This is a genomic window from Pseudoxanthomonas sp. LjRoot127, assembly GCF_964253495.1.
In the GTDB taxonomy this organism is placed as follows: Bacteria; Pseudomonadota; Gammaproteobacteria; order Xanthomonadales; family Xanthomonadaceae; genus Pseudoxanthomonas_A.
This window is the reverse complement of record NZ_CAXUQR020000001.1, coordinates 558015-577656: the sequence shown is the minus strand read 5'-3', so window position 1 is coordinate 577656 and position 19642 is coordinate 558015. Positions and strand designations below refer to the sequence as shown.

The window sequence follows — 19642 nt, the reverse complement described above, 5'->3', positions numbered from 1 at the left end:
CGGCCGAGCGTGCGACATGAGCACTACCACCGCCTGAACCTGGTATTGCCCGAGGCACTGCATCCCGTAGGCGCCCTCGTGGCGCTTTTTTCATGTCGTTCGTTCGTCCCTGAACACCAGCCCGGCCATCCATGGCCGGACTTTCCGATGCCAAAGCCCTGTTCGCAGGCAACTGGATAGCCCAACCGATGATCACGATCACGCTCCCCGACGGCAGCCGCCGCGAGTTCGAGAATCCCGTCTCCGTCATGCAGGTGGCCCAGTCCATCGGCGCCGGCCTGGCCAAGGCCACCGTGGCCGGTGCCGTCGATGGCGTGCTGGTCGATGCCAGCGACATCATCGACCACGATGCCGCGCTGCGCATCATCACCCCGAAGGACGAAGAGGGCGTGGAGATCATCCGCCACTCCTGCGCGCACCTGGTCGGCCATGCGGTCAAGCAGCTGTATCCGGACGTGAAGATGGTGATCGGCCCGGTCATCGCCGAAGGCTTCTATTACGACATCTACAGCGAGCGCCCGTTCACGCCGGAAGACCTGGCGGCGGTCGAGCAGCGCATGCAGGAGCTGATCGCGCAGGACTACGACGTCATCAAGAAGATGACGCCGCGCGCCGAGGTGATCGACGTCTTCAAGGCACGTGGCGAGGAATACAAGCTGCGGCTGATCGAGGACATGGGTCCGGAGGTGACGGCCATGGGCCTGTACTACCACCAGGAATACGTGGACATGTGCCGCGGCCCGCACGTGCCCAATACGCGCTTCCTGAAGGCGTTCAAGCTGACCCGCATTTCCGGCGCCTACTGGCGCGGCGACGCGAAAAACGAGCAGCTGCAGCGCATCTACGGCACGGCCTGGGCCGACAAGAAGCAGCTGGAGGCCTACATCCAGCGCATTGAGGAAGCCGAGAAGCGCGACCATCGCAAGATCGGCAAGCAGCAGGAGCTCTTCCACCTGCAGGAAGAGGCACCGGGGCTGGTGTTCTGGCACCCGAAGGGCTGGGCCATCTGGCAGGTGGTCGAGCAGTACATGCGCAAGGTCTACCGCGACAGCGGGTACCAGGAAGTGCGCTGCCCGCAGATCCTCGACGTCGCCTTGTGGAAGAAGTCCGGCCACTGGGACAACTACAAGGAAAACATGTTCTTCAGCGAGTCGGAGAACCGCACCTACGCGGTCAAGCCGATGAACTGTCCCGGCCACGTGCAGGTGTTCAACCAGGGGCTGCACAGCTACCGCGACCTGCCGATCCGCTACGGCGAGTTTGGCGCCTGCCATCGCAACGAGCCATCGGGCGCGCTGCACGGCATCCTGCGCGTGCGCGGCTTCACCCAGGACGACGGCCACATCTTCTGCACGGAAGACCAGATCGAGGCCGAGGTCACGGCGTTCCACCAGCAGGCGCTGAAGGTGTACTCGGACTTCGGTTTCGAAGACATCCAGATCAAGATCGCCCTGCGCCCCGATTCCCGCCTGGGCGACGACGCTACCTGGGACAAGGCCGAGGCCGCCCTGCGCGCCGCCCTGCGCAGCTGCGGGGTGGAGTGGCAGGAACTGCCGGGCGAGGGCGCCTTCTACGGCCCGAAGATCGAGTACCACCTGAAGGACGCCATCGGCCGGACCTGGCAGCTGGGCACGATGCAGGTGGACTTCATGATGCCGGGCCGCCTGGGCGCCGAGTACGTGGACGAGAACAGCCAGCGCCAGCACCCGGTCATGCTGCACCGGGCGATCGTGGGGTCGATGGAGCGCTTCATCGGCATCCTGATCGAGCACCATGCTGGTGCATTCCCGTCCTGGCTGGCCCCTCAGCAGGCCGTCGTGATGAATATCACCGACGCCCAGGCCGATTACGTGGCCGAGGTCAGGAAAACCCTTGCAAATCAAGGCTTCCGGGTGGCGGCCGATTTGCGGAACGAGAAGATCGGCTATAAGATTCGCGAGCACACGCTGCAGCGGGTGCCATACCTGCTGGTGGTCGGCGACCGCGAGAAGGAGAATGGCGCCATCGCCGTGCGTACGCGTTCCGGGGAAGACCTGGGCAGCATGTCCGTTGCCGCCTTCGCCGAACGCTTGCGCAGCGAGCACGCCGCGCAATAAGGTTCCGGTCCATCGCGGACCGGTGCACCCCTCCCTGGAGACTGCAACATCAGCACCCCTGACAACAAGCAAAACCGCAAGAATCACGAGATCCGCGTGCCGCGGGTGCGCGTGATCGGTTCCGATGGCGAGATGATCGGCGTGCTTTCGCGCGACGAAGCCTTGGCCAAGGCGGAAGACGAAGGCCTGGACCTGGTCGAGATCCAGCCGAACGCCGAACCGCCCGTCTGCAAGATCATGGACTTCGGCAAGTTCAAGTTCGAAATGCAGAAAAAGGCCAACGAAGCCAAGAAGAAGACCAAGCAGGTCGAGATCAAGGAACTCAAGTTCCGTCCCGTCACCGACGAGGGCGACTACCAGATCAAGATGCGCAACATCCGCCGCTTCCTGGAAGAAGGCGACAAGGTCAAGGTCAACATCCGTTTCCGTGGCCGTGAGATGAGCCACCAGGAGCTGGGTCGCGAGATGGCCGCGCGCATCGAGGCCGAGTTGGGCGACGAGATCGTCATCGAGTCCCGTCCGCGCCTGGAAGGCCGTCAGATGGTCATGATGATCGCCCCCAAGAAGAAGTGATGTCAGCGGCTTGGCCGCTGACGCCTACTGTTCCCCTCGCCCCGCAAGCGTGGAGAGGGCAAAGGGTGAGGGGAAGGCGCCGCAAGGCGCCTTTCGCTTTTCCGCTAAGTGGCCGGATTTGCAAGAGAAAACAGCAGCGGGCATAATACGCGGCCCGGTACGCCGGGAGGCTGCTCGCAGCCGATGGACCCGTCGGGGGTTCCGTTCTGGAATCAACGACTTAAAAGCCGATATGGGCATGGATGGAAAGAGTGGCCTTTCAGTCTTCGCGGCGCAGCCGCAAAGCGTTGAAAGGGTGCCGCCCGGATCAGTGACATAAACCCGTCAAGGACATAGCAATGCCCAAGATCAAGACCCACCGGGCGGCGGCGAAGCGTTTTCGCAAGACCGCATCCGGCAAGTTCAAGGCTGGCCACGCCAACCGTAGCCACATCCTCACCAAGAAAGCGACCAAGCGTAAGCGCGGCCTGCGTGCGACGAATATCATTCGCGCCGAGGACAGCGGCCGTTTGAACCGCATGCTTCCCTACCTCTGAGGACTGAGACATGGCACGAGTTAAGCGTGGCGTGATGGCGCGTCGCCGTCACAAGAAGGTCCTCACCCTGGCCAAGGGCTACTACAACGCCCGTCGCAAGGTGTTCCGCGTCGCCAAGCAGGCGGTCATCAAGGCGCAGCAGTACGCCTACATCGGCCGCAAGCAGAAGAAGCGCAACTTCCGTTCGCTGTGGATCACGCGTATCAACGCGGCGGCCCGCATCAATGGCCTGAGCTACAGCCGCTTCATGAACGGCCTGCTGAAGGCTGGCATCACCCTGGACCGCAAGGTGCTGGCGGACATCGCCGTGCACGACGCGGCCGGTTTTGCGGCCCTGGCTGAAAAGGCGAAGGGCGCACTCGCGGCGTAAGCCGCGTCTCCACCGTAAAGCACTCCGGCAGTCGATCGCCGGAAACACGTGGGGAAGGGCGCGAGTCCTTCCCCATTGTTTTTTGTGGTTCTGCCCTGTGGGAGCGACGTAAGTCGCGATGGGCGTTCCGTGCGCCTCATCGCGACTTACGTCGCTCCCACGAGAAAACACCCTCTCATGGACATCCAATGAGCGATATCGAATCCCTGTCCACGCAAGCCCTGTCCGACATCGCAGCGGCGCAGTCGCCGTATGCGCTGGAGCAGTTGCGTGTCGCCCTGCTGGGCAAGAGCGGAAGCATCACCACCCAGCTGAAGCAACTGGGCGCGTTGCCCGCCGACCAGCGCAAGGCGGCGGGCGAAGCCATCAATCGTGCGCGGGATGCGATCGGCGACGCCTTGTCGATGCGCAAGTCCGTGCTGGAAGACGCCGCCCTCGATGCGCGCCTGGCGGGCGAGACCATCGACATCACGCTGCCCGGCCGCAACGGCACCCGCGGCGGCCTGCATCCGATCAGCCGTACGCTTGAGCGCATCGCCGACATCTTCGGCCGCCTGGGTTACGAGCTGGCCGACGGTCCCGAGATCGAGGACGACTGGCACAACTTCGAGGCGCTGAATTTCCCGCCGCACCATCCGGCGCGCGCCATGCACGACACGTTCTACTTCGGCGACGGCCGCCTGCTGCGCACGCATACCTCGGGTGTGCAGGTGCGCTACATGGACGCCCATCAGCCGCCGCTGCGCATGATCGCGGCGGGCAAGGTCTATCGCAGCGACAGCGACCAGACGCATTCGCCGATGTTCCACCAGGTCGAAGGCCTGCTGGTGGACGAGCACTCCACGTTCGCCGACCTCAAGGGCACGCTGGCCGAGTTCGTGCGCGCGTTCTTCGAGCGCGACTTCGAAATGCGTTTCCGCCCCAGCTACTTCCCCTTCGTCGAGCCGGGCGCGGAAGTCGACATCGCATGGCAGCAGCCGGACGGCAGCACGCGCTGGCTGGAAGTGCTGGGCTGCGGCATGGTGCACCCGAACGTGCTGCGGAACTGCGGCATCGACCCAGAGCGCTATACCGGCTTCGCGTTCGGCCTGGGCGTGGAGCGCTTCGCGATGCTGCGCTACGGCGTCAACGACCTGCGCGCGTTCTTCGAGAACGACGTGCGGTTCCTGAAGCAGTTCGCGTAACGCGTCGCACCGCACGCACCCCTCGATATCTGACTCTTGAAGGCGGCGGGCCCGGACCCGCCCTACGGACAACGAACGATGAAGTTCTCTGAAAACTGGTTGCGCAGCCACGTCCCCACCGAAGCCAGCCGCGATGAGCTGTCCGCAACGCTGACTGCCATCGGCCTGGAGGTCGAGGACGTCACGGTGCTGGGCGAGGGTCTGGAAAACGTCATCGTCGCGCGCATCGTCGAATGCGCGAAGCATCCCGAAGCCGATCGCCTGCAGGTCTGCCAGGTGGATGCGGGGCAGGGTGGTCTGCTGCAGATCGTATGCGGCGCGCCGAACGCGCGCCCGGGTCTGATCGCGCCGCTGGCGATGGTCGGCGCCAATGTCGGCGGCATCGCCATCAAGGCGGCCAAGCTGCGGGGCGTGGAATCGAACGGCATGCTGTGCTCGGCCAAGGAACTCGGCATCGACGCCGATGCCTCCGGCCTGCTGGAACTGCCCGCCAACGCGCCCGTCGGCACGCCGGTCGCCGGCTATCTCGGCCTGCCCGACGCCAGCATCGAGATCAAGCTGACGCCGAACCGCGCCGACTGCTTCAGCGTGCGCGGTATCGCGTACGACGTGGCGGCCTCGCTGGGCAGTGAAGTGAAGCCACTGGACGACGCGCCGGTGCACGCGCAGAGCCCGGTAACGATGGAAGTTGCGCTGGAGGCCGGGGCGAAGGTGCCGCGCTTCGCCGGCCGCGTGATCGAAGGCGTCAACGCCCAGGCAGCTACCCCGGTATGGATGGCCGAACGCCTGCGCCGCAGTGGGGTGCGTCCGATCAGTTTCCTGGTCGACGTGACCCAGTACGTGATGCTCGAGCTGGGCCAGCCCATGCACGCCTTCGACAAGGACCGCCTGGTGGGCGGCATCGTCGTGCGTCCTGCGCGCGCTGAGGAGACCGTTGCCCTGCTCGATGGCCGCACGGCCGTGCTCGACGAGGATTTCCTGGTCGTTTCGGATGGACAGGGGGGCCATGGCGCGCGCGCCGTCGCGCTCGGCGGGATCATGGGCGGGCTCGATACACGGGTCACCGACGCCACGCGCAATGTCTTCCTTGAAGCCGCGCACTGGGTGCCGTCCGCCATCATCGGGCGCAGCCGCAAACTCGGCCTGCACACCGATGCCGGCCATCGCTTCGAGCGCGGCGTGGATCCGGAATTGCCGCGTATCGCGGTGGAATACGCCACGCGCCTGATACTGGATGTGGCCGGTGGCGTGCCCGGTCCGACCACCGAGGCCGTGCTTTCCGACCACCTGCCGCAGGCCGCCACCATCCTGCTGCGCCGCGCGCGCGTGGCACGCGTGCTGGGCGTGGACATTCCCGATGCCGAGATCGAACGCATCCTGCGTGCCCTTGGCCTGCAGGCGACCACGGTTGCGGAAGGCTGGCGCGTTGTTGCGCCGAGCCGGCGCTTCGATCTCGCCATCGAGGAAGATCTGATCGAGGAACTCGCGCGGATCCACGGCTACGACCGCGTGCCCACCACACTGCCCGGCGGCGCGACCCGCATTGCGGCCCCCAGCGAGACGAGGGTCGAACCGGGCATGGTGCGTCGCCAATTGGCGGCGCGGGATTATTTCGAGACCGTCAATTTCGCGTTCGTCGACGCTCAATGGCTTTCGCAGTGGAACGCCAGCGACGGTGCCGTGCCGCTGGCCAACCCGCTCAGCGCGGAACTGGCGATCATGCGCACACAGCTGCTGCCTGGTGTCGTGGCTGCGCTGCAGCGCAACGCCGCGCGCCAGGCGGGCCGCGTGCGCCTGTTCGAGATCGGCAACGTGTTCCACGCGCCGGTCCGACCCGGCGATGCGCCGGTCGAAACGCTGCGCATCGCTGCGGCCGTCACCGGTGAGGCGCTCGGCGAACAGTGGGGCGCGGCGTCGCGGAAGGTCGATTTCCATGACCTCAAGGGCGATCTGGAAAGCGTGGCGTCGCTGGCCGGCGCGAACCTCGAATTCCGTCCCTCGACCGCCGTCCATGGGCACCCCGGCCGGTCGGCCGACGTCTACCGCGACGGTGTGCGCCTGGGCTGGATCGGGCAACTGCATCCGCGCCTGCAACGCGGGCTGGACCTGGATGCGGAGGTGTTCGCGTTCGAACTGGACGTAGCGCCGTTGAGCGTCCGTGCGCTGCCGCGCGCGATGGAATTGTCGCGCTACCCGTCCGTCCGCCGGGACCTCGCGTTCGTCGTCCCGGAGACGGTGTCCTGGGCGGCGCTCGCCGCCACTGCGAAAGCGGCGGCGGGGCCGTTGCTGCGGGACGTGCAGCTGTTCGACCGCTACGTGGGACAAGGGGTCGAATCCGGTCAAAAGAGTCTCGCTATGGGCTTGATTTTGCAGGACAACTCACGCACTCTCACTGAGAGCGAGGTGGCGCAGGTCGTGGCCGCCGTGGTCACCGCGATCGACGCCGCGCATGGCGCGAAGATCCGCGGATGAAGCGTGTGAAGGCAGTGGCTGGGCCGGTGACGGCCGCAATGGGGATGCAGTAATCCATGGCTTTGACGAAGGCGGAAATGGCCGAACGTCTGTTCGACGAGGTCGGCCTGAACAAGCGCGAGGCGAAGGAATTCGTCGATGCGTACTTCGACGTGCTGCGCGAGGCGCTGGAGCAGGGTCGGCAGGTGAAGCTGTCCGGGTTCGGCAATTTCGACCTGCGGCGCAAGAACCAGCGTCCGGGCCGCAACCCCAAGACCGGTGAAGAGATCCCGATCTCGGCGCGCACCGTGGTGACGTTCCGGCCGGGGCAGAAACTCAAGGAGCGGGTGGAAACGTATGCTGGATCCGGGCAGTAACCGCGAGCTTCCGCCGATTCCGGCCAAGCGCTACTTCACCATCGGTGAAGTGAGCGAGCTGTGCGACGTGAAGCCGCACGTGCTGCGTTACTGGGAGACCGAGTTCCCCAGCCTGGAGCCCGCCAAGCGTCGCGGCAACCGCCGTTACTACCAGCGCCATGACGTGCTGATGGTGCGCCAGATCCGCGGCCTGCTGTACGAACAGGGCTACACCATCGGCGGCGCGCGCCTGCGCCTCGAGGGTGAGGGCGCCAAGCAGGAATCGGCGATGAGCGCGCAGATCGTGCGCCAGGTGCGGATGGAGCTGGAGGAAATCCTCCAGTTGCTCCGCCGGTGAGGCATGGCGGCGCTCCTGCTGGGAGTCGCCGAAGAATTCCGGCTATAATGCGCGGCCCGTCGCAAGGCGGGCCGATCCGCGAGATTCGGGGCGTAGCGCAGCCTGGTAGCGCATCTGCCTGGGGGGCAGAGGGTCGTCGGTTCAAATCCGGCCGTCCCGACCAATCGCGGTTCGACATCAAGCCTGCGCACATGCGTGGGCTTTTTTGTGCCCGTCGTCCGCCGCCGTGCAGGATGGCCCACGGTTATCACGCGCAGGACCGACCATGCCTTCGATGACCGATGCCCTGATCCGTGACCTGCAACTGGCGCCGCATCCGGAAGGAGGCTACTTCCGGCGCGTCTACGAGTCCGCCAAGCGCACCGAGGTCAACGGAATCGAGCGGCCCGCGCTGACCGCCATCAAGTTCCTGCTGCCGGAAGGCGTGGTGACCCGCTGGCACCGCGTCGACGCGACCGAGGTCTGGGACTGGCACGACGGCAGTCCGATGGAACTGTCGATGTTCGATCCCGACCAGCGCACCCTGACGCGGGTCCAGCTGGACACCTCCGCGCGGGGCGGGCAATCCAACCAGGTCGTGCCGGCCGGCGTGTGGCAAAGCGCACGTTCGCTGGGCGCTTTCACGCTGGTCGATTGTTCGGTATCGCCGGGTTTCAGCTGGCAGGGGTTCGAGCTGATGCAGAGCGGCAGCGAGGTAGCGCGGACGCTGCGGGAGGCGGGCGGCAAGGTCGCCTGAACGATTCCCCGCCCGGCTGCGCGGCACTGCATGCCGGTTCGCCTGGGCACGGGCACACTCGCGACTCTTCCACATGGAGTCGCCAGGATGCGTCTGTCGTTCAACCGAGTGCTGCTTTGCCTGTCGCTGTCACTGATGCCGGGTATCGCCATCGCGCAGGATGCGGGAGCGACCGGTGCGGACACGGTCGTGGTGGACGAAAAAGGCGTGATCGACATGGAGGCGGTCGTCGTCTCCGGTATGCAGCCGGGGCCGGGTCTTTGGAAGGTGCGCCATGGCGACCATCTGCTTTATCTGCTGGGTACCCAGTCGCCGCTCCCCAAGGGCATGACGTGGCGATCGGACGAAGTGACGCAGGTGTTGCAGCTGGCGGATGAGGTCCTCGGTCCGCCAGGCGTGACGGTCAATGCCGATGTCGGATTCTTCCGCGGCCTGTCGATGCTGCCCTCGGCGCTGAAGGCCGCCAAGAATCCTGATGGCGAAAAGCTGCAGGACGTCCTTCCGCCGGAACTGTACGCGCGCTGGTCCGTGCTGAAGCAGCGCTACATGGGGCGCGACGGCGGCGTCGAGAAGAAGCGTCCCCTGATTGCGGTCTATGAACTCTATGGCAAGGCCCTGTCCCGCAGCGGCCTGCAGAATGCCGGCGGCGTCGTCACCCCGGTAATCGAGGGCGCGCTGAAGGCGCGTGGCATGAAGCGCACGCCGACCCAGCTGAAGATCACCCTGGAAGACCCCAAGGGCGCCCTGGCGGACTTCCGCAAGGAGACGTTGAAGCCGCAGGACCTGGCGTGCTTTCGGAAGACGCTCGATCTGATCGAACACGAACTCCCCCAATCCGCAGCCAGCGCGCGCGCCTGGGCGGTGGGCGACTGGACGGCCATCCGCAATGGAGCCCGGGCCGACGAGCGCGCCGCCTGCGAGTCGGCGTGGTTCGACACCGACACGGCACGCAAGCACGGCGTCCGCGATATCGACGCCCGCGTGCGTGCGAAGTGGCTCGAAATGGCGGACGCCTCCCTGCGCAAGAACCGCATCACCTTCGCCACGCTGTCGGTATGGGATCTGGTGAAGCCCGACGGCTATCTCGCGGCGCTGCAGGCGCGGGGCTACACGGTGGAAGCGCCGGAGTAACGCGCGCTGCGCGGGACCAGCGACACTTCACCTCGCGGCGCGGCTTCAGCCCGCCGCGGTCATCGGTGTCTGCGTGGCCGCGAGTACAGGCCAGCGCTTCAGCACGCTGGCGCGGATGCCGCTGGCATCGATACCGGCTTCGGCCAATAGATCCTCACGGCTGGCGTGGTGCTGGAATTCGTCCGGCAGGCCCAGGTGGAGCACGGGCAGCGAGATGCCTTCGGCATTCAGCAGTTCGGCGACGCCGGACCCTGCGCCGCCCATTACCACGTTGTCCTCGATGGTGACGAAGCCCTGGTGGGTCTTCGCCAGCTCGAGAATCAGGTCGCGGTCCAGCGGCTTCACGAAGCGCATGTTCACCACGGTCAGGCCCAGCTCGCGACCGACCTGTTCTGCAGCGGCAGCGGTGGATCCGAACGCGAGCAGCGCCACGCGGTTGCCGCGCACGCGAACGTCCGCCTTGCCTATCGGCAGGGTATCCAGCGTCGTCTGCAGCGCTACGCCGGGGCCGGTGCCGCGCGGGTAGCGCACGGCGGCCGGGCCATTGAAGTGGTAGCCCGTGCTCAGCATCTGCCGGCATTCGTTCTCGTCCGCCGGCGCCATCACGACCATGTGCGGCACGCAACGCAGGTAGCTCAGGTCCAGGTTGCCCGCATGCGTGGCCCCGTCCGGGCCGACCACGCCGCCGCGATCGATCGCGAACAGTACGTCCAGCTTCTGGATCGCCACGTCGTGCACCAACTGGTCGTAGCCGCGCTGCAGGAAGGTCGAATAGATCGCGACCACCGGCTTGCTGCCCTCGCAGGCCATGCCCGCCGCGAGCGTCACGGCGTGCTGTTCGGCGATGGCGACGTCGAAGTAGCGCTCGGGATATTCCTTGCTGAAGCGCACCAGGCCCGAGCCTTCGCGCATCGCCGGGGTGATGCCCAGCAGCCTGGGTTCGACGGCGGCCATATCGCAGAGCCAGTCGCTGAAGATGTCGGTGTAGGTGGGCTTCTTCGTACCCCCCTTGCTGACCAGGCCTTTCTCGGGATCGAACGGACCCACGGCGTGGTAACCGATCTGGTCACCCTCGGCCAGTTCGTATCCCTTGCCCTTGGTGGTCAGGATGTGGAGCAGTTGCGGACCCTTGAGGGTCTTGAGCGTCTTCAGCGCGCCGACCAGGGCTTCGACGTCATGGCCGTCGATCGGACCGGTGTAGTGGAAGCCCATCTGTTCGAACAGCGTGGACGGCACGAACATGCCCTTCCAATGCTCTTCCCAGCGACGCATGAATCGGGCCGGCGGTTTCTTCTTGTCGCCCAGCAGTTTCTTGCCGCCTTCGCGCAATGCGTTGAGCGTGCGGCTGCTGCTCAGCCGGCCCAGCATCTTGGTCAGGCCGCCGACGTTCTCGGAGATCGACATCTGGTTGTCGTTGAGGATCACCAGAAGGTTGGGCTCGGGCTCCATGCCGCCGGCATGGTTCAGCGCTTCGAAGGCCATGCCGGCCGTCATCGCGCCGTCGCCGATCACCGCCACGACCTTGCGGTCGTCGCCCTGCTGCTGCAGCGCGATCGCCATGCCTAGCGCGGCGGAGATCGACGTGGACGAATGGCCCACGCCGAACGTGTCGTACTCGCTTTCGTCGCGCTTCGGGAACGGCGCCACGCCGTCCTTCTGCTTGACCGTGTGGATGGTGTCGCGTCGGCCGGTCAGGATCTTGTGCGGATAGGTCTGGTGGCCGACGTCCCACACCAGGCGGTCGCGCGGTGTATCGAACAGGTAGTGCAGGGCGACCGTCAGTTCGATCACGCCCAGGCCGGCGCCGAAGTGTCCGCCGCTCTTGCCCACCGACTCGATCAGGTAGCCCCGCAGCTCCTCGGCGATGGCAGGCAGTTCGGATTCGTCGAACTGGCGCAGGTCGGCCGGAACGTGGATGCGTGAAAGGCGGGGATAGCGGTCGGGGGCGATCATCGGCAGCAGGCTTCTTCTGAGGCGTCATTGTCCCCCCCTGATGTGAAGTGGGGCAAGCAAGCGCGTGAAGCCGGCGTGGGGTCCCCCACGGCGGTTCAGGAAGGTCGTGGCGAGGGTCGGGCAGGCATCATCCCTGCGTTCCTCGCCAGCGGGTGCGTCAGGGCGTCCCCGGGTCGGGCAGCATGGCCGCGTGCGCTTGCGATCGACCTCTCGTGGTTCGCGTCGGCGACCGCCTTTCCGCGCGTGTGGGCCGGGCATGCTGCCCGTGAATCAAGCGGACAGCTTGGACTTCTTCGGCAGCTGGGCCTTCAGGAATGCCATCTGGTCGGCCAGGATGTTGCGGTTCGAGAGGATCAGGTGCTCGATCCAGCTCGGCCGGTACGGCACCGCGAGCAACGGCATGTGCGCCTGTTGCGGGGTGCGGTTGCTCTTGCGGGAGTTGCAGTGGAAGCAGGCCGTCACCACGTTTTCCCAGATGTCCTTGCCGCCCTTGGACAGGGGCAGCACGTGGTCGCGGGTCAGGTGGGGGCGCGCGTACTCATGCCCGCAGTACAGGCACAGATGGGCATCGCGGGCGAACAGCGCGGTGTTGGTGAGCGTCGGCGTGGGCGACAGGGCATGCGCGCGGGCATGGCCGCGCGAGGCCACGATCGGGTGCAGTTCGATCAGGCTCTGCTCGCCGGTCAGCCGGGAGACGCCGCCGTGCACATGCAGGCAGGGGTCGCCCAGCGTCCATGCGACTGCACCGCGCGCGTACAGACAGGTTGCGTCCTGCCAGTTGATCCAGTCCAGCACGCGGCCATGCGCATCCAGCGACAGCAGTCGCAGGGCGGCGGGGTGGGGACGGGGGGACGACGGAGACGGAACCGGCGAGGAAAGAGAACCGGTCTGTACCAGGTGAAGCTGAGCTCTGTCTGCTTCCATGGAGAAGCAGGTTATACCCAAATGTTGACGAAATGTGTATCCGGCGCGGCTTTTGTTCGGAGGAGCGCGACGCCCGCGCTCCTCCAGTACCGGATCACTCGCCGAAGCGGATGTCGTCCATCGCCATCAGCGTGTCCGCGCCGGATTCGATGGCGGCGGCATGGGCCAGCGTGCGCGGCAGGATGCGGGCGAAGTAGAACCGGGCAGTCTCACGCTTGGCCTGCCGGAAGGCATCGCCATGCGTCGATGCGTCGGCGGCTGCCACGCTGCGTGCCCACCAGTAGGCCAGCACGACGTAGCCCGAGTAGAACAGATAGTCGGTGCTGGCTGCACCGATTTCCTCCGGGTTCGCCGCCGCACGCTGCAGGATGTTCTTCGTCAGCCCCGCCCACTCCGCGGCTTTCTGCTGAAGCGGATCGATGAACTCCGTCAGCGACGCGTCGTCCTTGTGTTGCTGGACGAAGGCATGCACGTCGGCCAGGAACAGCTTCAGGCCCGCCGCTTGGGTGGCGGCGGTCTTGCGCCCCATCAGGTCCAGCGCCTGGATGCCGGTGGTGCCCTCGTACAGCGTGGTGATGCGGGCATCGCGCGCCAGCTGTTCCATGCCGTGTTCGTGGATGTAGCCGTGGCCGCCGAAGCACTGCAGCGCGTGGTACGTGTTCTCGATGCCCCACTCGGTCTGGCAGGCCTTCGAGATCGGAGTGAGGAAGCTCACCAGCGTGTCGGCCCGCTCGCGCTCCGCGGCATCCTCGGCATGGTTGGCCACGTCGATCAGGCTGCCCGCGTGCAGCGCCAGCAGGCGGCTGCCCTCGATCAGCGATTTCATCGTCAGCAGCATCCGGCGCACGTCGGGGTGGACGATGATCGGATCCGCCGGCTTGTCGGGGAACTTCGGTCCGCTCAATGCGCGCGTCTGCAGGCGCTCGCGCGCGTACCGCAGCGCGTTCTGGTACGCGCGCTCGCTCAGGCCGACGCCCTGCAGGCCCACGCCGAGGCGCGCGGTATTCATCATGGTGAACATGGCCTGCAGGCCCTTGTGCGGCTGGCCGACGAGGTAACCCTGCGCACCGTCGAAATTCATCACGCAGGTCACCGACGCCTTGATGCCCATCTTGTGCTCGATCGAGCCGCAGGACAGCGTGTTGCGCTCGCCCACGGTGCCGTCCTTCGCCACCTTGAACTTCGGGGTCACGAACAGCGAGATGCCCTTCGCGCCGGCGGGTGCATCCGGCAACTTGGCCAGCACCAGGTGCACGATGTTGTCGGTCAGGTCGTGCTCGCCCGCCGTGATGAAGATCTTGGTGCCGGTGATGGCGTAGCTGCCGTCCGCGTTAGGTTCGGCCTTGGTCTTCAGGAGGCCCAGGTCGGTACCGCAGTGCGGCTCGGTGAGGCACATGGTGCCGGTCCAGCGGCCTTCCACCAGGGGCTTCAGGAAGACCTCCTGCTGCCACGCTTCGCCATGGTGCTTCAGCGCTTCAACCGCGCCATGCGACAGCAGCGGGAAGTTGCCCCAGGCCAGGTTGCTGGCGTTGACCAGTTCATTGAGCGGGACGCCCATCGTGTGCGGCAAGCCCTGGCCACCGAACTCGGGCGCCGAGGTCAGCCCGGTCCAGCCGCCCTCGACGAACTGCGTGTACGCGGCCTTGAACCCGGGCGGCGTGGTGACTTCGCCGGTGGCCTTGTCCAGTTGGCTGCCGATCTCGTCGCCGACGCTGTTCAGCGGTGCGAGCACGGTCTCCGTGAAACGGGCGGCCTCGTCGAGGACGGCATCCAGGATGTCGCGGGTCGCGTCGGCATAGCCGAGCCGCTGGAACAGGGGTTCGACGCCAAGGACGTCGTACAGGGCGAAGCGCAGATCGGTAAGGGGAGCTTTGTAGGACGCGGGCATGCGGTTTCTCGGAGGCGCGTAGGGGAGGGTGGGGCCGCGCTCAGCGCAGCACACCGTCCAGGCCGGGGACGGGGTTGAGGGTGTTGCGGGTATCGATGTCGAACGTGCGCTGCTTGGCTTCTTCCGGTGTCGCGCCGGCGCTGCCTTTGAGCGTGTAGGGAAGGGTGCGGCGGCTGGCGAGGGCATCCGCCACCACGATGCGGGCGGCGCTGCTGGGCGAGAACGCGACGGTGACGACATCGGCCGATTCCGGACCGACCGACAGGCCGGGGGTCGCGCGCAACGTGCCCGCGTCCTGGTCGCCGATCTGCACCTCGACCTCCACGGTGTCGAAACGCATCGGGATGCTGCTGTAGTTCTGCAGTCGCAGGTCCACGGCCCATTGGCCATCCGCCTTCACCGTCAACTGCTGCACGCTGACCGCGGGGTCGGAGACCCGCCTGATCACGCCATCGCCGCATCCGGCCAGCAAAGTGGCCACGGCGAGAAGTGCCAGCAGGGAAGTACGTCGCATCATGCCGCGGCTCCGTCAGGGGATGCGGCAGGATACTACGGCGTATGGCGGGCGGGATGCCGACGCGCGCTACGCCATCCGGGTCAGTCGTGCTGCGTTGCAGCAGGTTTCCAGACGAAGGTGGCGACGCTGCGTGGGGGCAAGGTGTAGTCGAACGCCTGTCCGCCCTGGCCCACGCTGAACTGGCGTGCCTGGGTCGCGGCGTTGGCGACCAGCAGCACCAGCGAGCCGTCATCCGCATTGCGGAACGCGACGTTGTCGAGGTCGTGGGTGGCCTCGCTGGATGCGATGCGATGCGCACCGGGGCGCACGAAGCGGCTCGCGTGCGCCAGCGCGTAATACTCGTCCGTTCGGGTGACGGACCCCGTGCGCGAATCGATGGTGACCACGCCACGGCACGTGCTGCAACCACCCGCGTACGGCCCGTTGTTCTCGTCCAGCGCCAGGTTCCAGAACAGGGCGCCGCGCGCCCAGTGCCGCGCGCTGCGGATGATGATGTTCTTCATCTGCAAGGGCAGTCCGCCGCTGCGCACGGGCTCCCAGTCGCCCCCCGAGCACTCCGTCATATATGCATCCTTGTCCGGGAACGCATCGTGCACGGGGGATTGGGCCGCCACGTTGCCCCCGTAGCAATGCCATGCCACGGCCGCCACATGGGGATTCGCTTTCGCATCGGCCAGCACGCCGATTGGTTCCTGCGGTTTATCCCAGTTGTGGTCCCAGTCGAAGATCAATGGACCGTTCCCCCGCGCCGCGATCATCGGGCCGAGGTGGTCGCCGATCAATCGCGCGCGCGCCGGCGCATTGAGGCGCATGCCGGGGTAGTCCTTCGGTTCGTAGTCGGGCTCGTTCTGCACGGTCAGCGCGAAGACCGGTATGCCTTCCGCGGCATAGGCATCGACGTACTTCAGCAGGTAGCGGGAGAAGGCATCGTAGTACTGTGGCAGCAGCGTTCCCTGGATCAGGCTGTTGGTGTCCTTCATCCACGCCGGCGCACTCCAGGGTGACGCCATGATCTTCAGCTGCGGATTGATCGCCAGCATCGCGCGCGCGACCGGGATGACATCGCCGCGATTCGCCTCGATGCTGAAATGCGCCAACGCCGGATCCGGTTTGCCATCGGGCGTGTCGTCGAGACTGTAATGACGGCGCGAGAAATCGGAAGCGCCGATCGTCAGGCGGGAGAAGCTCAGGCCAAGGCCGCCGTGCGCGCGGCCGAACAGCTCGCGCAACAGGGCGTCGCGCTGGACCGGGTCGAGCCTGTGCTGGATCAGCCAGGCCGACGAGTCGGTCAGCGATGCGCCGAAACCGACCATCTCCTGGAACCGCGCCTGCTCGTCGATGAGGATGCGCGGCCGCTCTGTCGATCCGGCGGCTCCGAACGTCGCCGGCGTCGATGCGGCGAGCGTTGTCTTGTGGTCCGCGGTCGTGATCCATACGGCGACGTCCTGCGCGCGGGTCGTGGCCGGCATCGCAAGCGCTGTGCAGGCGAGCAGCAAGAAAGAATGCAGGCGTCGAAGCGGGTGTCGCGTCATGGCGGAGTCCTCTCGCGGAGCGTCGCGAATCCCTCCCGGAATCCACGCAAAGCGGGTGCTGCATCGCAGCGTGATTTTCGGTTGCAGCGGTCGCGCAGCACGCAGATTCGCTCGTGCGTGCGTCAACGTGTCACGGTTGTTAGGAATTTGTTGACAGTGCATTGAAGCTTCTATATGACAGCGCTGTCAACCATGGTCGGAGAGGGACCAGACGATGCACGCGAACCACCCCACGAATTCTTGCGCGCGCCGTGTGCCGCGCAAGCAGCATCTCGCTGCAGCCTGCGCCCTCGCGCTGGCGTTTCCTGTCATCGCAAGCGCACAACAGGCGGCAGCGCCGGTCGATCCGACCGTCGAAACCCTCGATACGGTGAAGGTCACCGGCATCCGCGCCGCGATCGCCAATGCCGTCGAGACCAAGAATGAATCGACCTCGATCGTCGAGGCGATCTCCGCGGAAGACATCGGCAAGCTGCCCGACATCAGCATCGCCGATTCGATTTCGCGGCTGCCGGGCCTGACCATGCAGCGCCTCGATGGACGCGGCCAGGTGATCCACATCCGCGGCATGTCCGAACAGTTCGCCGGCACGCTGCTGAATGGCCGCGAGCAGGTCACCACCGGCGACAACCGCGGCGTGGAACTCGACCAGTACCCTGCCGAGCTGATCAATGGCGTCACGGTCTACAAGACGCCCGATGCGTCGCTGATCGGGCAGGGCATCTCCGGCACGGTCGATCTGCAGTCCATCCGGCCGCTGACGTTCGATGAGCGGCGCATCGTGTTCACCGGCCAGGGCGAAACGAATTCCTTCGACCAGCTCACCGAGGGCGGCGACAACAAGGGCTACCGCGTCTCGGCGTCGTACGTGGACCAGTTCGCCGACGACACCATCGGTTTCGCCATCGGCGTTGCGCGGATGGATGCCCCGTTCCAGGAAAAGCACTACAAGTCGTGGTGGTGGGCCAATACCGACATGTGGGGCGCACCACAGCCCGGCAAGCCGGTGGACGCGATCGCCCTGCAGGGCGCCGAAGCGTGGGTGAAATCGCGCGATACCACGCGCGACGGCGTCATGGCGGTCCTGGAATTCAAGCCGAACGACCGCTGGCACAGCGTGCTGGACGTGTACGCGTCGCGCTTCGACCAGGAGGAGTGGATGCGCGGTGCGATGTGGAGCAACGACCCCTGGTTCAACGGCGGCGCGGTCAGTTACAGCAACGTCAGCACGACGGACTACCACGGCACCCCGGTGGTCACCGGCGGCACGTTGAGCGGCATCCAGCCGGCGATCCGCAACGACAACAACACCCGCGAGTCGCGTCTGTTCTCGGCGGGCTGGAACAACGAGTTCAAGATCAGCGACACGTGGACGCTGACCAGCGACCTCAGCTACTCGCGCGCCAAGGTCGAGGAATCGAAGCTCGAAACCTACGCGGGCCGGCTGGGGGGCGTCTCGGCCGACTTCCGCGTGCGCCTGTCGCCCGGCTACGGCTACTACGCACTGCCCGACATGTCGGATCCCTCCGCCGTCTACCTTCGCGATCCGCAGAACTGGGGTCATGACGGTCGCCTCGAGGACAGCCACCAGAAGGACGAAATGAAGGCATTCCGCGTGGCCGTCAACCACGTGATCGAGTCCTCCGACTTCCTGCGCAGCTGGGATGCCGGCTTCCATGTCAGCAAGCGCACCAAGGAGAAGAGCGCGGAGGTGTACTTCGCCGACCTGCCGGGCCGCACGCCGACACTGATCGACCCTTCGCTGCTGTCCTCGCCCACCGATCTCGGCTTCGCCGGCATGGGTCACGTCATCACCTACGACCCGCGCGCGCTGCTGTCGCGCTACTACGACGTGTACATCAGCGAGTCCAACGACGACCTGCAGAAGGACGCGATCACCGAGGAGGACGTGAAGACGTTCTACTTCAAGGCCAACCTCGACATGGACCTCACCGATACGGTGCGCCTGCGGGGCAATGCCGGCGTGCAGTACATCCGCACGGACCAGACGTCCCAGGGCATCGTCATCCAGCAGAACGAGAACGGACAGGCACTGGTGGCCGGCACGGCGGGCGCCTCGTATGGCGACATCCTGCCCAGCCTCAACCTGGTCGCCGACTTCGGCAACGGCTGGAACCTGCGCTTCGGCGCGGCCCGCGAGATGATGCGCCCACGCATCAACGACATGGGCGCGCGCGCCAGCGTCTACGTGCAGACGTCGCAGGGCGGGCCGTCCGAATGGCGCGGCAGCGGCGGCAATCCGGCGCTGGAGCCCTATCGTGCGAACGCCTACGACCTTTCGATCGAAAAGTATTTCGGCGAAGCGAGCTATGTCGCCCTGGCGGCGTTCTACAAGGACATGGACTCGTACATCTACACGCGCGAGATTCCCTGGGACTTCTCCGGCTACGACTACGAAGGCACCGAGCCACCGGCTTCCCCCTTGGGCGTGTTCTCCACACCCGCCAATGGCACCGGTGGCTACATGCGCGGCTACGAATTCTCGACCGCGCTGGGCGGCGAGCTGCTGCACGATGCCCTCGACGGGTTCGGCCTGCTGCTGAATGCGTCGTACACGGAGTCGTCGATCGATCCCGACGGCCCGGGCATCGGATCGGGCACCGATACGTTCCCGGGCTTGTCCAAGATCGTCGCCAACGCCACGGTGTACTACGAGAAGCACGGCTTCTCGGCGCGTGTCAGCCAGCGTTTCCGCGATCCCTACCGTGGTGAGTACGGCTCGATCTTCAACCAGCGCACCTACCGCTACACGTTGAACGAACGCACCATCGACCTCCAGCTGGGCTACGACTTCCCGGAGTCGAGCCGTCTGTCGGGCCTGTCGATTCTGTTCCAGGTGAACAACGTCAACAACGAGCCCTTCCGCACCGAAGTCAGCTCCGGCACGCATCCGAACCTCTTCTTCCCGGAGGAATACACCGAGTACGGCCGCCAGTACCTGCTGGGCTTCCGCTACAAGCTGTGATCCCCGGGCCGTATTGACCATCGCCGTACCTGGCGGGACGCAGCGCAATGC

Annotated in this window: 16 protein-coding genes and 1 tRNA gene; 12 read left to right on the top strand and 5 right to left on the bottom strand. The window is 66.0% G+C overall.

Annotation, left to right across the window (positions count from 1 at the left end; genetic code table 11):
• Positions 1–188: 188 nt before the first annotated feature.
• From thrS to ACSQ19_RS02680, 11 genes are all read left to right on the top strand, one after another.
• Positions 189–2096 carry a threonine--tRNA ligase gene (gene thrS / locus ACSQ19_RS02730; RefSeq protein WP_436001072.1) on the top strand — a complete coding sequence of 636 codons (1908 nt, stop codon included), beginning with the start codon at positions 189–191 and terminating at the stop codon, positions 2094–2096.
• Positions 2097–2144: 48 nt separating this feature from the next.
• Positions 2145–2669: a translation initiation factor IF-3 gene (gene infC / locus ACSQ19_RS02725; protein ID WP_299343815.1), complete on the top strand. Its 525-nt coding sequence runs from the start codon at positions 2145–2147 to the stop codon at positions 2667–2669.
• Between the two features lie 338 nt (positions 2670–3007).
• Positions 3008–3205 carry a 50S ribosomal protein L35 gene (gene rpmI, locus ACSQ19_RS02720; RefSeq protein ID WP_014160066.1) on the top strand — a complete coding sequence of 66 codons (198 nt, stop codon included), beginning with the start codon at positions 3008–3010 and terminating at the stop codon, positions 3203–3205.
• 10 nt (positions 3206–3215) lie between these two features.
• On the top strand, positions 3216–3575 hold the full coding sequence (gene rplT, locus ACSQ19_RS02715; protein WP_299342678.1) for a 50S ribosomal protein L20: 360 nt from the start codon (positions 3216–3218) through the stop codon (positions 3573–3575).
• Positions 3576–3763: 188 nt separating this feature from the next.
• On the top strand, positions 3764–4759 hold the full coding sequence (gene pheS, locus ACSQ19_RS02710) for a phenylalanine--tRNA ligase subunit alpha (protein WP_435999837.1): 996 nt from the start codon (positions 3764–3766) through the stop codon (positions 4757–4759).
• Between the two features lie 78 nt (positions 4760–4837).
• The gene (gene pheT / locus ACSQ19_RS02705; RefSeq protein ID WP_435999835.1) at positions 4838–7231 is read left to right on the top strand and encodes a phenylalanine--tRNA ligase subunit beta; all 2394 of its coding nucleotides are present in this window, start codon (positions 4838–4840) and stop codon (positions 7229–7231) included.
• A gap of 56 nt (positions 7232–7287) precedes the next feature.
• Positions 7288–7587: an integration host factor subunit alpha gene (locus ACSQ19_RS02700; protein WP_055936063.1), complete on the top strand. Its 300-nt coding sequence runs from the start codon at positions 7288–7290 to the stop codon at positions 7585–7587.
• Positions 7568–7924 (top strand): MerR family transcriptional regulator, encoded by a 357-nt coding sequence (locus ACSQ19_RS02695; protein ID WP_055936060.1) that lies wholly within the window; start codon positions 7568–7570, stop codon positions 7922–7924. Before ACSQ19_RS02700 ends, ACSQ19_RS02695 begins: the two co-directional genes overlap by 20 nt.
• 86 nt (positions 7925–8010) lie before the next feature.
• Positions 8011–8087, top strand: a tRNA-Pro gene (locus ACSQ19_RS02690).
• 102 nt (positions 8088–8189) lie between these two features.
• Positions 8190–8660 (top strand): cupin domain-containing protein, encoded by a 471-nt coding sequence (locus tag ACSQ19_RS02685; RefSeq protein WP_299342684.1) that lies wholly within the window; start codon positions 8190–8192, stop codon positions 8658–8660.
• An 87-nt stretch (positions 8661–8747) separates the two neighbouring features.
• On the top strand, positions 8748–9791 hold the full coding sequence (locus ACSQ19_RS02680; protein ID WP_435999831.1) for a TraB/GumN family protein: 1044 nt from the start codon (positions 8748–8750) through the stop codon (positions 9789–9791).
• Positions 9792–9836: 45 nt separating this feature from the next.
• Here ACSQ19_RS02680 and dxs read toward each other — a convergent pair whose 3' ends face one another.
• The 5 genes from dxs to ACSQ19_RS02655 form a co-directional block, all read right to left on the bottom strand.
• Entirely contained in the window at positions 9837–11744 is a 1908-nt protein-coding gene (gene dxs, locus ACSQ19_RS02675; RefSeq protein WP_435999829.1) for a 1-deoxy-D-xylulose-5-phosphate synthase, read from the bottom strand.
• A 270-nt stretch (positions 11745–12014) separates the two neighbouring features.
• On the bottom strand, positions 12015–12668 hold the full coding sequence (locus ACSQ19_RS02670; protein ID WP_299342689.1) for an HNH endonuclease: 654 nt from the start codon (positions 12666–12668) through the stop codon (positions 12015–12017).
• Positions 12669–12762: 94 nt separating this feature from the next.
• The gene (locus ACSQ19_RS02665) at positions 12763–14556 is read right to left on the bottom strand and encodes an acyl-CoA dehydrogenase C-terminal domain-containing protein (protein ID WP_299342691.1); all 1794 of its coding nucleotides are present in this window, start codon (positions 14554–14556) and stop codon (positions 12763–12765) included.
• A 40-nt stretch (positions 14557–14596) separates the two neighbouring features.
• Positions 14597–15070: an LEA type 2 family protein gene (locus tag ACSQ19_RS02660; protein ID WP_436001070.1), complete on the bottom strand. Its 474-nt coding sequence runs from the start codon at positions 15068–15070 to the stop codon at positions 14597–14599.
• Between the two features lie 83 nt (positions 15071–15153).
• Complete coding sequence (locus ACSQ19_RS02655) at positions 15154–16542, bottom strand: glycoside hydrolase family 30 protein (RefSeq protein ID WP_435999827.1); 1389 nt, start codon at positions 16540–16542, stop codon at positions 15154–15156.
• Between the two features lie 277 nt (positions 16543–16819).
• Between ACSQ19_RS02655 and ACSQ19_RS02650 the strand changes: the two genes are divergently transcribed.
• Positions 16820–19591 carry a TonB-dependent receptor gene (locus tag ACSQ19_RS02650; RefSeq protein ID WP_435999825.1) on the top strand — a complete coding sequence of 924 codons (2772 nt, stop codon included), beginning with the start codon at positions 16820–16822 and terminating at the stop codon, positions 19589–19591.
• The last annotated feature ends 51 nt before the right edge of the window (positions 19592–19642 follow it).